Source organism: Streptomyces sp. NPDC059874 (assembly GCF_042731135.1).
In the GTDB taxonomy this organism is placed as follows: Bacteria; Actinomycetota; Actinomycetes; order Streptomycetales; family Streptomycetaceae; genus Streptomyces.
Window position 1 is genome coordinate 44,391 of record NZ_JBHWJY010000030.1, and the last position, 13,418, is coordinate 57,808.

Here is a 13,418-nt window from a genome sequence, read left to right on the forward strand (position 1 = left end):
GGGCCGCCGTCGTAGGGTCGCGGCCGCGCCGCTGTCCGGCGGCGCGTCACGCCGCCGCGATCACCTCGATCTCGACCAGCCAGTCCTGGGACAGCGTCTGCGCCACGAGCGCCGTGGTGGGCACCTTGCGCCCGCCGAGCGCCGCCAGCCGCGCCCGCGCGTTCTCCTGCGCGTACGAGACGTCCCGCAGGCAGCTGGTGACCCGGACGATGTTGTCCACGGTCATGTCCGCCGACGCCAGGATCGTCCGTATGTTCGCCCAGATCAGTTCCAGCTGCTCGGCCAGGCCGGCCCCCGGCTTGCCGGCCTCGTCGAGGCCCATCGTCCCGGCCACGTAGAGGGTGCGCCGGGCGCCGCGCACCTCCATGGCGTGGACGTAGTCATCTGCCGCGTACACGCCCTCGGTTGGGGAATGACTCACAGTTTCCATGGCGGTCACCGTAGCCGGCGGGCGGCAGGGGCCGGGCGTGGGAGGAGGCGGCCCCTGCCGCCCTGGTTCACGGGTCAGCCGTGGCTGACCCGGAGTTCCTTGATGCCGTTGAGCCAGGCCGCGCGCAGGCGGCGCGGGGCCTCGCCGGTCAGGCGCAGGTCGGGCAGGGCGTCCGCCAGCGCGTTGAAGATCAGGTCGATCTCCATCACGGCCAGGGACTTGCCGAGGCAGAAGTGCGGACCGCCGCCGCCGAAGCCCAGGTGCGGGTTCGGGTCGCGGGTGATGTCGAAGACGTCCGGGTTCTCGAAGACCTCGGGGTCGTGGTTGGCGGAGGAGTAGAACATCCCCACCCGGTCACCCGCCTTGATCTTCTGGCCGCCCAGCTCGGTGTCCTGGGTGGCGGTGCGCTGGAAGGACACCACCGGGGTGGCCCAGCGCACGATCTCCTCCGCGGCGGTGGACGGCCGCGTCGCCTTGTACAGCTCCCACTGTTCGGGGTGGGTCAGGAAGGCGTGCATGCCGTGGCTGATGGCGTTGCGCGTGGTCTCGTTGCCCGCGACCGCCAGCAGCAGCACGAAGAAGCCGAACTCGTCGGAGCCGAGGTTGCCCTGGCCCTCGGCGGCAACCAGCTGCGTGACGATGTCCTGGGCCGGGCACTCCTTGCGCTCGGCGGAGAGGTTCATGGCGTAACCGATGAGCTCCACCGCCGCGTTGGAGCCGACCTCCTCGGTGATCGCGTACTCCGGGTCGTCGTACGCGATCATCTTGTTCGACCAGTCGAAGATCTTGGCGCGGTCCTTCTGCGGTACGCCGATCAGCTCGGCGATGGCCTGGAGCGGGAGTTCGCAGGCCACCTGCGTGACGAAGTCGAAGCTGCCGTCCGCCGAGGCGGCGACGGCCTCCTCGACGATCTTCCGGGCCCGGTCGCGCAGGGCGGCCTCCAGGCCGCGGATGGAGCGCGGGGTGAAGCCGCGCTGCACGATCTGGCGTACGCGGGTGTGTTCCGGCGGATCCATGTTCAACATGATCAGACGCTGGGCATCTATGGCATCACGCTGGATGTGCTCGTTGAAGCGGATGATCGCCGTGTTGGTGGTGGAGGAGAACAACTCGGGGTGCGTGGAGACGTACTTGACGTCCGCGTGTCGGGTCACGACCCAGTAGCCCTCGTCGTCGAAGCCGGTGACGCCCCGCGGCTGCGGGCACCACCACACCGGTGCGGTCTGCCGCAGCTCCGCGAACTCCGGCAGCGGGACGCGGCTTTGGAGGAGGTCGGGGTCGGTGGCGTCGAAGCCTTCGGGCAGCGCGGGGCAGGACATCGGGCGACTCCAAAGTCTGACGGCCCATCAGAAGTTGGCTTGAAGGTAGTAACGAGTTCTAGAAGTGACAAGGGTCGGCGCAGCACCTGTTGCGTGTGGAATCCGTGCAGGCCGCGTGCAAGACCCTTGCGTGGCGGGCCCCCAGGTCATAAAACTGCGGGGAGAACTAGAACGCGTACTAGTTCGGGCGGGGCGCCGGGACGGCCCGCCGCGCCGGCACAGTGCAGGAGAGGACGAGCTCATGGCCGCGGAACCCGTCATCGTCGAAGCCGTACGCACCCCCATCGGCAAGCGCGGGGGCGCGCTCGCCAACCTCCATCCCGCCTACCTGCTCGGCGAGACCTACCGCGAACTGCTCGCCCGAACCGGAATCCAGCCCGACTGCGTCGAGCAGATCGTCGGCGGCACCGTCACCCACGCGGGCGAGCAGTCCATGAACCCCGCCCGCAACGCCTGGCTCGCCATGGGCCTCCCGTACGAGACCGCCGCGACGACGGTGGACTGTCAGTGCGGCAGCTCGCAGCAGGCCAACCACATGGTCGCCAACATGATCTCCGGCGGGGTCATGGACATCGGCATCGCCTGCGGGGTCGAGGCCATGAGCCGCGTCCCGCTGGGCTCGGGATCCAAGCACGGACCCGGCAAGCCCTTCCCGGACGAGTGGAACGTCGACCTGCCCAACCAGTTCGAGGCCGCCGAGCGCATCGCCCGCAACCGGGGCCTCACCCGCGAGGACGTCGACAGGCTGGGAGTGCTCTCGCAGGAGCGGGCCGCCACCGCCTGGGCCGAGGAGCGCTTCAAGCGCGAGACCTTCGCCGTGCAGGTGCCGACCACCGAGGAGGAGCAGGCCGCCGGACAGGGCATGTGGCGCCTGGTCGACCGGGACGAGGGCCTGCGCGACACCAGCATGGAGGGCCTGGCCCGGCTCAAGCCGGTCATGCCGACCGCCGTGCACACCGCCGGGAACTCCTCGCAGATATCCGACGGGGCCGCCGCCGTGATGTGGGCCTCCCGCAAGATGGCGCGGGCGCTCAAACTCAAGCCGCGCGCCCGCATCGTCGCCCAGACCCTGGTCGGCGCCGACCCGCACTACCACCTGGACGGGCCGATCGACGCGACGCGGGCCGTGCTCGGCAAGGCCGGGATGTCCCTCAAGGACATCGACCTCGTCGAGATCAACGAGGCCTTCGCCTCCGTCGTCCTCAGCTGGGCCCAGGTCTTCGACCAGGACCTGGAGAAGGTCAACGTCAACGGCGGGGGCATCGCACTCGGCCACCCCGTCGGCGCCACCGGTGCCCGGCTGATCACCACCGCGCTGCACGAGCTGGAGCGCCGCGACAAGGAATTCGCGCTGATCACCATGTGCGCGGGCGGTGCGCTGGCGACCGGGACGATCATCCAGCGCCTTTGAGCGCGTGAGCGCGTGAGCGCGTGCGCCCCACGAGCGGGCGCCTTTGAACCCTGTGGGATGGGATGCAGAAGGCCCCGGTGGCCGGACCTGGGGAGGTCGGCCGCCGGGGCCTTCGTATGTCTGCTGCCGAGCCGGCTGCGTCTGCTGTCGCCGGTGGCTCAGTACCAGTGGTTGGCGGACCAGAAGTTCCAGGCCTCGACCGGGGAGCCGTAGCGCTCGTTCATGTAGTCCAGGCCCCACTTGATCTGGGTGGCCGGGTTGGTCTTCCAGTCCGCGCCCGCGGAGGCCATCTTCGATGCCGGCAGGGCCTGGACCAGGCCGTACGCGCCGGAGGAAGCGTTGGTCGCGGTGTGGTCCCAGCCGCTCTCGTGCGAGATGATCTTGTCGAAGGCGGCGAACTGGGCCGGGTCCTTGATCATCTGCTGCGCGATCGCCTTGGCGCTCATCGGGGCGGCCTGCGCGGGAACCGCGGCAAGCATGGAACCGGCGACGCCCAGGGCGAGGACGGTACCCGCGAGGGTCTTCTTCGAGGCGGCGATGCGGCGGATGACGGCGTTGGACACGGATTGACCTTCCGAAGGCGACAAGGGCGGTCGCGGGCATGCCGAAGACATGCGTGAGCCACTCACGCGAAGGAGAGGGGTTCGTCGGCGGCGGGTGAAACACCCTGCCGCCCTGCGACCCATCCAGTTCTACAGACGCCCCGACCCCCTGGCAACGAGCCCGCTTACTAGCGGCCCTCGCAGCCGGGGCGGAACGACCCCCTCGGGCCCGGGTCGTGGTTTCCGCAGCTGACGGGCGGCGCAAAGGGGGTGCACAGGGGGCGGTAAAGGACTACTAGCCCGGTTCGTATGTGACCTGGGTCCTGTGGGGCGGCTCACCGCCGCAGGCCCCGAATCTCACCCTCTGTCGCCGTCCGTACCCCTTTCGGGGGCGTGGTCGAGCCCGCCTCGGACCCCGGAATCGAAGGAGACCGGCGCATCGAAGGCAGCTTTCCGAGTCGCCCGCCGCAGCGCCTTCAACAGCGTGGCCCCGAGCGTGAGCGTCAGTACGACCGTCAGCGCGGCCCGCCCCAGATCCCAGCCCAGCGAAGTCGCCAGGCAGTACGCGACGAAGCGCGCGAGGTTCGCCGAGACCGGGTCCCCAGGGTGGAAGGAGACGCCCTGGCCCATGCCCTGAAGGATCACCCAGCCCTGCAGGTTCATGATCGTGCCGTACGCGAACGAGCCCACGAAGCCGTACGCCGCCAGCATCAGCAACTCCGCGCGGCCCCGGATCCTCTCCGGACCGGGCAGCAGCCCGGCGCCCAGCGCGAACCAGCCGAGCGCGAGCATCTGGAACGGCATCCACGGGCCGACACCGCCGGTGAGCAGCGCGGACGCGAACATCGTGACGGAGCCGAGGACGAACCCGAAGCCCGGCCCCAGGACCCGCCCGCTGAGCACCATCAGGAAGAACATGGGCTCCAGGCCGGCCGTACCCGCGCCCAGCGGCCTCAGCGCCGCCCCGACGGCGGCGAGCACGCCGAGCATCGCCACAGCCTTGGAGTCCATGCCGTTGTCCGCGATGGTCGCCACCACGACGGCCACGAGGAGGGGGAGCAGCGCGGCGAACAGCCAGGGGGCGTCCTGTGAGTGCGCGAGCCCGGACTGCGCGTCGGCGAGGAGCGGCCACCCGAAGGCGGCGATGCCGATGAGGGTGACGAGGACCAGTGCGGCGGCGGCGCGGGGGCCGATGCGGACGGGGCGGTTCGCCGCGCGGCTCATGTCGCCTCCGCGGCTGCGTCGGGGTCCGCTTCGGGGCCCGCTTCGCGGCCCGCTTCGGCGGCTGCGTCGAGGGCCTCGGCGACCTCGCTCACCGTGAGCCAGTGGCCCGGGGCCAGGATCTTGGCCACCTGCGGCGCGAAGGCGGGGGAGGAGACCACCACCTCGGCGGTCGGGCCGTCCGCGACGACCTCCCCGCCCGCCAGGATCACCACGCGGTGGGCCAGCTCGGCGGCGAGCTCCACGTCATGGGTGGCCAGGACGATGGCGTGGCCGTCGGCGGCGAGGCCGCGGAGGATCTCGATCAGACGGGCCTTGGCGGCGTAGTCCAGACCGCGGGTGGGCTCGTCGAGCAGGAGCAGCGCCGGGCGGCCGGTCAGCACCAGGGCGAGGGCCAGGGCGAGGCGCTGCCCCTCGGAGAGGTCCCGGGGGTGGACGTCGTCGTGGACGTCCGGGAGCAGGGACGTCACCAGCGCACGGCAAGTACCGGGCGCCGCACCCGCGTCGGAGTCGGCGGCGGCGCACTCGGCGGCGACCGTGTCGGCGTAGAGGAGGTCGCGGGGCTCCTGCGGTACGAGACCCACGCGGCGCACCATCTCCGGCGGCGGGGTGCGGTGGGGGGCGCGGCCCCCGACGGTCACTTCGCCGGTGGCGGGCGGGACGGTGCCGACGAGGGCGGCGAGGAGGGTCGACTTGCCGGCGCCGTTGCGTCCCATGAGGGCGACGGTTTCGCCGGGTGCCACGGTGAGGGTGATCCCGCGGAGGGTTTCGGCGCGGCCGCGGCGCACCGTGAGGTTGTGCGCCGTCGCGACGTTTTCGGGCTGCGGGTCGGTCGCCGGGGCGGGTGCGGTGGTGCGGAGCAGCCGGGCGAGCAGGCCGGGGCGGGGGCCCTGCGGGCGGCTTCGCCCACCCCGCCCCTTCCCGAAACCGGGGCTCCGCCCCGGACCCCGCGCCTCAAACGCCGGCGGGGCTGGATGGTGCGCCTCAAACGCCGGCGGGGCTGGGTGGGGCTCCGCCGGCGCGGGGTCCGGGGCGGAGCCCCGGGACGTGGAGCCGCGCGCGGCATCGGACAGCAGGGGCGCGGGGTTCCCCGCCGCCGCAAGACGCGCGCGCAGCGGCGCAGCCAGCCGGCGGGCGTCGCGGACCGACAGCGGCAGGGGGGACCAGCCCGCCAGGCGGCCCAGGGAGACCACCGGGGGGTGGACGGGAGAGACGGCCATGACCTCGGAAGGGGCGCCGAGGACGGGGGCCGCGCCCGGGGAGGGCAGGAGCAGCACCTGGTCGGCGTACTGAACCACCCGCTCAAGGCGGTGCTCCGCCATCAGGACGGTGGTGCCGAGGTCGTGGACCAGGCGTTGGAGGACAGCCAGGACCTCCTCCGCCGCCGCCGGGTCCAGCGCGGACGTCGGCTCGTCCAGGACCAGGACCTTGGGGTGCGGGGTCAGGACCGAGCCGATCGCGACCCGTTGCCGCTGCCCGCCCGAGAGGGTGGCGATGGGGCGGTCGCGCAGTTCGTTCAGGCCGAGCAGGTCCAGGGTCTCCTCCACCCGACGGCGCATCACGGCGGGGGCCAGGCCGAGGGACTCCATCCCGTACGCCAGCTCGTCCTCCACCACGTCCGTCACGAAGTGCGCGAGGGGGTCCTGGCCGACCGTGCCCACCACGTCCGCGAGCTCGCGCGGCTTGTGGGTCCGGGTGTCGCGGCCCGCGACCGTCACCCGGCCGCGCAGGGTGCCGCCCGTGAATTGCGGGACCAGCCCGGACACGGCGCCGAGCAGCGTGGACTTGCCGACCCCCGACGGGCCGACGAGGAGGGTCAGCTCCCCTTCCGGGATCACCAGGTCGACGCCCCGGAGAGAGGGGCCGGCCGCGCCGTCGTAGGTGACGGACACCTGCTCGAAGCGGATCAACGGGATGCCTCCTCGGACGGTACGGGCGGTACGGGTGCCACGAAGGCGGGCAGCAGGCCGATCAGGATCGCCGCCGCCGGCCACAGCGGCAGCGTGGGTGCGGCGAGCGGCACCACGCCCGGGTGCAGGGCGGCGGGGTCGCGCGTGCCCGCGTATATGAGGAGCGCGGCGACCGTCGCGCCCGATCCGGCGACGAGCCAGGCGCGCGGCCCCCAGCGGTCGGGCCGGTAGCGGGTCCGCACCGACCGGCGGCCGCCGAGGCGCAGGCCCGCGAGGGCCAGCAGCAGGCCGATGCCGAGCACGGGGAGCCCGTACGCGGCGCCTTCCGCGGCGAGCAGCCCGTACGTGCCCGCGCACATGCCGAGGAGACCGCCGAGGGTGAGGGCGTTGGTGGTGTGCCGCACGGCGGGCGGGACCTCGGCCGTGCGGCCGTACCCGCGGGCGTCCATCGACGCGGCGATGGCGACGGAGCGCTCCAGGGCGCCCTCCAGCACCGGCAGGCCGATCTGGAGGATCGCCTTCACTCCGCCGGTGGGGCGTCCACGCAGCCGGCGCGCGGTGCGCAGACGGACGACGTCGGCGACCATGTTCGGCGCGAAGGTCATGGCGACGACCACGGCGACGCCCGCCTCGTACAGGGCGGCCGGGAGCGACTTCAGCAGCCGCGCCGGGTTCGCGAGGGCGTTCGCGGCGCCCACGCAGACAAGGAGGGTGGCCAGCTTGGCGCCGTCGTAGAAGGCGAAGACGAGCTGCTCGGCGGTCACCTTGCCGCCGAACCGGATGCCCTGCGCCCAGGCGGGCAGCGGGACCTCCGGGAGGGTGAAGAGGGTGTGCGAGCCGGGGATGGGGGAGCCCAGCAGCATGGAGAAGAGGAGGCGCAGGCCGATCACGAAGAGGCCGAGCTTGAGGAACGCCCCGTAGGAACGGGCCCACGGCGCGTCCGTGCGGCGGGCCGCGACCACGTACCCGGCGACGCCGATGATCATTCCGAGGAGGAGCGGGTTGGTGGTCCGCGAGGCGGCGGTGGCGAGCCCGAGGGCCCAAAGCCACCAGGCCCCCGCGTGCAGGGCCGTCGCCCGGCCGGCGAGGGGGGCCTGCCATTTCTTGTACGTCGGCCCGTGTGGGGGGCCTGCCGCTGCGGCGTGGCTCCGCCCGGCCGGGGTCACGTCGTCGGGTGCGGCGCCGCTGCCGGGGCTCCGCCCCAGGTTCCGCGCCTCAAACGCCGGCGGGGCTGAACAGCCCCACGGCTGGTCGTTCGTCATCGGTTGCGGCGGCGTGACTGCCAGATGCCGGCCGCGGCCAGGGCGGCCAACGCCGCGAGGCCGGCCAGGAGGCCCGCCGACGGGCCGCCGTCGGAGTCCGAGGCCGGCGCCGCCTCCGGGTCCGAACCGGCCGCCGGCGAGGCGACCGGCTCGCCGCAGCCCTGCTTCGGGTAGCCCGAGATCGCGCACAGCATCGCCGCGCCGTTGTAGCGCAGCGGCTTCGCCACCGACGCCAGTGCCTCCGCCGTCGTGGCCTCCGGGGCCACCTGCGCACAGGCCGTGCGCGGCGCTTCCTGCGGCGGGGTCTCGCCCGCCGGGGCGTCCGTCGGGAGGCCGAAGTCGACGACCAGCGCCACCCGCTTCTTCCCCTCGGCCGCCGGGGTCGCCCCGCAGATCGCCGAGAAGTCGGCCGCCGCCCGCGGCTGCGCCGCCTCCGCGGCCGCGTCCTTGCTCACCGCGAACCGGAAACCCTGCACGGAACCGTCCGCCGGGCGGGCCATGGAGGGGCCCACCGTGGCGTACGACCAGGACCCGCCGTCGGCCGCGGCGTCCCAGAACGACCAGTAGCGGTAGCTCGAAGCCGGCGCCGGGGACGCGGCCAGTACGGCCAGGACGGCGCCGAGCACCACGGCGAGCACCGGTACGCGTGCGGGCAGGCGGCGGCGACGCATCAGAGCTGGTTCTTCTTGCGGCGTCCGCTCAGCAGGATGCCGATGCCCACGCCTGCCGCGGCGCCCGCGCCGATGATCCACCAGACGCTCTGGCCGCCGGACGGCTTGTCCTTCTTGTCGTCGACATCGGTCGCGGCCGAGTCCGCGCCCTGCGGGGCCGGGCCGGTCGCGTTCAGCGCCGAGACGAGGTCGGTGCCGCCGAAGGCCTTGGGGTCCGTGCCCGTCGCGTGGGCGGCCAGGATCAGCGTGCCGAGGCCCGCCGGGTTGCCCTTCGCCCACTGCTCCGAGTTGCCCTTGAGCCACTCCAGGGCGCCCGCCGCCGACTGCTTGTGCCCGGCCGCGGCCAGGGCGATCACCGCGTCGACGGTGTTGCCGGTGTCCGGGGTGGGCTGGTCCGCGCCCGGGGTGACCGCGGTGAGGTGGCCGTCCTTCTTGAGGGCCTCGGCCAGGTAGCCGGCCGCGCCCTGGGCCAGGGCCGCCGGGTCGGCGGCCGCGTCCGCGGAGGCCGCGGGGCAGGTCAGCGGCGCGGCGGGGGTGTCCGTGGCGGAGAGGGCCACGGCCGTGCCCTTGCCGAGGCCGGCCAGTGCCGCCGCGGCGGTGGCGTCGGCGTTGGCGATCAGCTTGCCGTCGACCGGCTGGTAGGCGAAGGCGCCCCGGTCGGCGGCCGGGTCGGTGGCGCAGCCGAGCTGGAAGGCGGCCAGGCCCTGGTAGGCGGACTTGCCCGCCTTCGACTTCACCTCGGCGGGCTTGTCGCCCGCCACCGCGAGGGCGCTGATCACCACGGCGGTGGAGTTGGCGTCGCTGGGGGAGCCGGGGACGTAGGACCAGCCGCCGTCCTCGTTCTGGACGGACTTCAGCCAGTCCGTGCCCTTCTTGACCGCCGCGTCCTGGCCGCCGAGCGCCTTCAGAGCCTGGACGGCCGCCGCCGTCGCGTTCGTGTCGAACATCGTCGTCGCCTCGCACGCCGCGGAGGCGTCCGCGCGGAACGCGGCGAAACCGCCGTTCGCGCACTGCTGGCCCACCAGCCAGGCCACGGCCTCCTTCGCGGGCTTGACGCCGACGGTGTGCTGGGCGAGCAACGCGAACGACTGGCGCCACACGCCGTCGTAGGTCGGGTCGTTCTTGCCGTACAGACCGGAGGGGATCACCGGAGGCGCGGAAGGGGAGGGCGAAGCGGTGTCGGCGAGGGCCGCGGGGGCGGCGCCCACGCAGAGCACGGCGGAGGCGGCGAGCGTGGCGGCGCTGCGGCGGACGTTCATGGGGGCGGGGGGTGCCTCTCCTGCTGGGGAGCTGGAGGCAGGCACGCGAAGGCACCGGGCTCCGGCTCCGTTTACCTCGACGGTGCCGGCCGCCGGAGGACCCGACGGCACGAGCCGCGCACCTCCGCACGGGGCATTCCGGCTCCCCGCCCGACGGAGGCCGGGGCGGGTCACGGTTGCGGGTCAGCGCCGGATTCGCACCGGCTTCCCCCCGTACGGAAGTGAGGACGACCCGCTCACTGTACCGGCCCGTAGCCCACGGGCATGGTGGTGCCGGCCGGCAGGGCCCCTTACCGGCCACCCACCGGTGGGCGCCTACAGCGCCCGGTACGTCACCGGGTCCGTGCCCGGGACGGCCTCGGCGCGGCCCTGCTTCACCAGCCGCCGCAGGTGGGCCTCCGCTTCCGAGACGGCGATGTTGCGGGAGCCGTACGGGATCTGCTCCCAGGGCCGGTTCCACTCCATCCGCTCCGCCAGCCCCCAGGGGGTCAGCGGCTCGGCGAGCAGCGCCCACAGCCCGGTCAGCCGCTCCTCGTGGTGGTCCAGCAGCTCCCGTACGCGGGCCGGCGCGTCGGTGAAGGCGTGCTGGTGGGCGGGGAGCACCTCGGCCGGGTCGAGGCGGCCGATGCGTTCGAGGGAGTCGAGGTAGTCGCCGAGGGGGTCGGTGACCCGGTCGCTCTGCGGGTCCTCGTACAGGCCGATGTGCGGGGAGATCCCGGGGAGCAGGTGGTCCCCGGAGAAGAGGCGGCCGTTGCCGGGGAGGTTCGCCGGGTGGGCCTCCTCCAGGTGGAGGCAGACGTGGCCGGGCGTGTGGCCCGGGGTCCAGATCGCGCGCAGTCGGCGCCCGGCCAGCGGCAGCAGCTCGCCGGGGACGATCTCCCGGTCGGGGACGGCGGCCCGCAGCCCGGGCAGCGTACGCATCCGGCCGCCGGCGCGGGCGGCGCGGAGCGGGGCGATGTGCGCCTCGGGGGCTCCGGCCGCGGCGAGCTTCTCGCTCATGTAGTCGAACCAGACGCCCGGCTCGGAGGCCCGGGTGCGTACGACGACCTCGGTGTCGGCGGCGTGCATGGCGATCCAGGCCCCGGACGCCTCGCGGACCTGGCCGGACAGGCCGTGGTGGTCGGGGTGATGGTGGGTGATGACGACGCCGTGGACGTCGGCGATCGCGATGCCGAGCGCGGCGAGGCCCGCGACGAGGGTGTCCCAGGACTCGGGGTCGTCCCAGCCTGTGTCGACGAGGACCGGGCCGCGGTCGGTGTCGAGGACGTGGACGAGGGTGTGGCCGAGCGGGTTGTCGGGGATGGGGACCTTGATCCCCCACACGCCGCCGCCGTGATCGGTGACGTGCGGCGTGTCCTCTGCTGCGTCCTCTGTCATTCGCCGTCCCCTGCCTCTAACGAGAACCTGTTCCACTAGTAGCCCAAGTCGACCACTTCTTCGGCTTTCTGACTAGTCGTTGGATCTTCTTCGCTCTTCCGTCCTGGCCGTGGACTCCTCGAACTAGAACTGGTATCAGTTCTGCAACGCCAAGCCGCAGGAGGCCTCAGCCATGACCGAGCTCGTGGAACACGGACAACTGTTCATCGGCGGGGAGTGGACGGATCCGCTGGGCACCGACACGATCCGGATCGTCTCCCCCCACACCGAGCAGGTCATCGGCTCCGTCCCGCACGCCTCGAAGGCGGACGTGGACCGCGCCGTGGCCGCCGCCCGCAAGGCCTTCGACGAAGGCCCCTGGCCGCGGATGACCCTGGACGAGCGCATCGCCGTCGTCTCCCGGATCAAGGACGCCATCGCCGTCCGCCACGAGGAGATCGCCCGCTCGATCAGCTCCCAGAACGGCTCCCCGTACTCCTGGAGCATCCTCGCCCAGGCGCTCGGCCCGATGATGGTCTACGACGCCGCGATCACCGTCGCGCGCGCCTACCCGTACGAGGAGCGCCGAGCGGGCGTGCTCGGCCCGATCCTCGTGCGCCGCGAGCCCGTCGGCGTCGTGGCGGCCGTCATCCCGTGGAACGTCCCGCAGTTCGTCGCGGCGGCCAAGCTGGCCCCCGCGCTGCTCACCGGCTCCACCGTCATCCTCAAGCCCTCGCCGGAAGCCCCGCTGGACTCCTACATCCTGGCCGACATCGCCCGGGAGGCGGGCCTGCCGGAGGGCGTGCTGTCGATCCTGCCCGCCGACCGCGAGGTCAGCGAGTACCTGGTCGGCCACCCCGGCGTGGACAAGGTCGCCTTCACCGGCTCCGTCGCCGCCGGTCGGCGCGTGATGGAGGTCGCCGCGCGCAACCTGACCCGCGTCACCCTCGAACTCGGCGGCAAGTCCGCCGCCGTGATCCTCCCGGACGCCGACCTCGACGCCACCATCGCCGGCATCGTCCCGGCCGCCTGGATGAACAACGGCCAGGCATGCGTGGCCCAGACCCGCGTCCTCGCCCCGCGCAGCCGCTACGAGGAGGTCGCCGAGGCCCTCGCGGCGGCGGCCGGCGCCCTGGTCGTCGGCGACCCGCTCGACCCGGCGACCCAGCTCGGCCCGCTCGTGGCGCAGCGCCAGCAGCAGCGCTCGCTCGACTACATCCGCATCGGGCAGGAGGAGGGCGCCAAGGTCCTCTCCGGCGGCGGCCGCCCGGCGGGCCTGGAGCGTGGCTGGTACGTGGAACCCACCCTCTTCGGCGACGTCGACAACTCGATGCGGATCGCCCAGGAGGAGATCTTCGGCCCGGTCGTCTGCCTGATCCCCTACGGGGACGAGGCGGAGGCGGTACGGGTCGCCAACGACTCGGAGTTCGGGCTCAGCGGCAGCGTCTGGACCGGCGACGTCGAGCACGGCATCGACTTCGCCCGCCAGGTGCGCACGGGCACCTTCAACGTCAACACCTTCAGCCTGGACATGCTGGGCCCCTTCGGCGGCTACAAGAACAGCGGCGTGGGACGGGAATTCGGCCCCGAGGGCCTGTCCGAATACCTGGAGCACAAGATGATCCACCTGCCGGCCGGCTACACGGCGGGTGAGTGATGGGTGACCGCTGGCAGGTCGAGGTGGACCGGGGCGTCTGCATCGGCTCGGGCATGTGCGTCAACCACGCCCCGGACGGCTTCGTCCTGGACTCGGCCCGCCAGTCCCACCCCCGCACCCCGGAGTCGGACGCGAACGAACCCATCCTGACGGCGGCGGAGGGCTGCCCGGTGGAGGCCATCATGATCACCCTGGCCGAAACGGGCGAACCGGTGTTCCCGCCGGAGGAGTAGCTCCGAGCCGCCCGCTGCACGCCGCACGCTCTTGGCAACGGGTCGGGGGCTTCGGTGGCGGGGTCCGAGCCGGGCGGAATCAGGGACGCCTTGGGGGTTTCCCGTCAGTCTCATCGTCCTTCCGTGTCGGGCCGGCCTGTCAAGGGC

At 73.1% G+C, this 13,418-nt stretch carries 12 protein-coding genes and 1 riboswitch; of the genes, 3 read left to right on the forward strand and 9 right to left on the reverse strand.

The window, feature by feature from the left end; translation table 11 throughout:
• Positions 1–46: 46 nt before the first annotated feature.
• Positions 47–430: a RidA family protein gene (locus ACFV9H_RS19120; protein WP_385399404.1), complete on the reverse strand. Its 384-nt coding sequence runs from the start codon at positions 428–430 to the stop codon at positions 47–49.
• A gap of 74 nt (positions 431–504) precedes the next feature.
• Positions 505–1,749, reverse strand: coding sequence for a cytochrome P450 (locus tag ACFV9H_RS19125; protein WP_385399406.1), 1,245 nt, complete (start codon positions 1,747–1,749; stop codon positions 505–507).
• 241 nt (positions 1,750–1,990) lie between these two features.
• Here ACFV9H_RS19125 and ACFV9H_RS19130 point away from each other — a divergent pair, with 241 nt between their 5' ends.
• Positions 1,991–3,160 carry a steroid 3-ketoacyl-CoA thiolase gene (locus ACFV9H_RS19130; RefSeq protein WP_365179912.1) on the forward strand — a complete coding sequence of 390 codons (1,170 nt, stop codon included), beginning with the start codon at positions 1,991–1,993 and terminating at the stop codon, positions 3,158–3,160.
• Positions 3,161–3,318: 158 nt separating this feature from the next.
• Here the strand turns inward: ACFV9H_RS19130 and ACFV9H_RS19135 are convergent, their stop codons facing one another.
• The 7 genes from ACFV9H_RS19135 to ACFV9H_RS19165 form a co-directional block, all read right to left on the reverse strand.
• On the reverse strand, positions 3,319–3,774 hold the full coding sequence (locus ACFV9H_RS19135; protein ID WP_385399409.1) for a transglycosylase SLT domain-containing protein: 456 nt from the start codon (positions 3,772–3,774) through the stop codon (positions 3,319–3,321).
• 285 nt (positions 3,775–4,059) lie between these two features.
• On the reverse strand, positions 4,060–4,926 hold the full coding sequence (locus tag ACFV9H_RS19140) for an ECF transporter S component (RefSeq protein WP_385399412.1): 867 nt from the start codon (positions 4,924–4,926) through the stop codon (positions 4,060–4,062).
• Positions 4,923–6,833, reverse strand: a complete 1,911-nt coding sequence (locus tag ACFV9H_RS19145; RefSeq protein ID WP_385399415.1) for an ABC transporter ATP-binding protein — start codon at positions 6,831–6,833, stop codon at positions 4,923–4,925. The genes ACFV9H_RS19140 and ACFV9H_RS19145 overlap by 4 nt, the downstream gene beginning before the upstream one ends.
• Positions 6,830–8,095, reverse strand: a complete 1,266-nt coding sequence (locus tag ACFV9H_RS19150; RefSeq protein ID WP_385399418.1) for an energy-coupling factor transporter transmembrane component T — start codon at positions 8,093–8,095, stop codon at positions 6,830–6,832. The genes ACFV9H_RS19145 and ACFV9H_RS19150 overlap by 4 nt, the downstream gene beginning before the upstream one ends.
• Positions 8,092–8,766 carry an SCO2322 family protein gene (locus ACFV9H_RS19155; RefSeq protein WP_385399421.1) on the reverse strand — a complete coding sequence of 225 codons (675 nt, stop codon included), beginning with the start codon at positions 8,764–8,766 and terminating at the stop codon, positions 8,092–8,094. The genes ACFV9H_RS19150 and ACFV9H_RS19155 overlap by 4 nt, the downstream gene beginning before the upstream one ends.
• On the reverse strand, positions 8,766–10,025 hold the full coding sequence (locus tag ACFV9H_RS19160; RefSeq protein ID WP_385399424.1) for a prenyltransferase/squalene oxidase repeat-containing protein: 1,260 nt from the start codon (positions 10,023–10,025) through the stop codon (positions 8,766–8,768). Before ACFV9H_RS19160 ends, ACFV9H_RS19155 begins: the two co-directional genes overlap by 1 nt.
• A gap of 131 nt (positions 10,026–10,156) precedes the next feature.
• Positions 10,157–10,236: riboswitch (cobalamin riboswitch) on the reverse strand.
• Between the two features lie 104 nt (positions 10,237–10,340).
• Positions 10,341–11,402, reverse strand: a complete 1,062-nt coding sequence (locus tag ACFV9H_RS19165; RefSeq protein ID WP_385399426.1) for an MBL fold metallo-hydrolase — start codon at positions 11,400–11,402, stop codon at positions 10,341–10,343.
• Between the two features lie 172 nt (positions 11,403–11,574).
• On the opposite strand from ACFV9H_RS19165, the gene ACFV9H_RS19170 reads away from it, so the two are divergent.
• Both ACFV9H_RS19170 and ACFV9H_RS19175 read left to right on the forward strand, forming a co-directional pair.
• On the forward strand, positions 11,575–13,038 hold the full coding sequence (locus ACFV9H_RS19170) for an aldehyde dehydrogenase (protein WP_385399429.1): 1,464 nt from the start codon (positions 11,575–11,577) through the stop codon (positions 13,036–13,038).
• Positions 13,038–13,271 carry a ferredoxin gene (locus ACFV9H_RS19175; protein WP_329386106.1) on the forward strand — a complete coding sequence of 78 codons (234 nt, stop codon included), beginning with the start codon at positions 13,038–13,040 and terminating at the stop codon, positions 13,269–13,271. The genes ACFV9H_RS19170 and ACFV9H_RS19175 overlap by 1 nt, the downstream gene beginning before the upstream one ends.
• Positions 13,272–13,418 lie beyond the last annotated feature (147 nt).

Coding starts and splice junctions, on each gene's coding strand:
- ACFV9H_RS19120 (WP_385399404.1), bottom strand. CDS start 430: ATGGAAACTGTGAGTCATTCCCCAACCGAGGGCGTGTACGCGGCAGAT.
- ACFV9H_RS19125 (WP_385399406.1), bottom strand. CDS start 1,749: ATGTCCTGCCCCGCGCTGCCCGAAGGCTTCGACGCCACCGACCCCGAC.
- ACFV9H_RS19130 (WP_365179912.1), top strand. CDS start 1,991: ATGGCCGCGGAACCCGTCATCGTCGAAGCCGTACGCACCCCCATCGGC.
- ACFV9H_RS19135 (WP_385399409.1), bottom strand. CDS start 3,774: ATGTCTTCGGCATGCCCGCGACCGCCCTTGTCGCCTTCGGAAGGTCAA.
- ACFV9H_RS19140 (WP_385399412.1), bottom strand. CDS start 4,926: ATGAGCCGCGCGGCGAACCGCCCCGTCCGCATCGGCCCCCGCGCCGCC.
- ACFV9H_RS19150 (WP_385399418.1), bottom strand. CDS start 8,095: ATGACGAACGACCAGCCGTGGGGCTGTTCAGCCCCGCCGGCGTTTGAG.
- ACFV9H_RS19155 (WP_385399421.1), bottom strand. CDS start 8,766: ATGCGTCGCCGCCGCCTGCCCGCACGCGTACCGGTGCTCGCCGTGGTG.
- ACFV9H_RS19160 (WP_385399424.1), bottom strand. CDS start 10,025: ATGAACGTCCGCCGCAGCGCCGCCACGCTCGCCGCCTCCGCCGTGCTC.
- ACFV9H_RS19165 (WP_385399426.1), bottom strand. CDS start 11,402: ATGACAGAGGACGCAGCAGAGGACACGCCGCACGTCACCGATCACGGC.
- ACFV9H_RS19170 (WP_385399429.1), top strand. CDS start 11,575: ATGACCGAGCTCGTGGAACACGGACAACTGTTCATCGGCGGGGAGTGG.
- ACFV9H_RS19175 (WP_329386106.1), top strand. CDS start 13,038: ATGGGTGACCGCTGGCAGGTCGAGGTGGACCGGGGCGTCTGCATCGGC.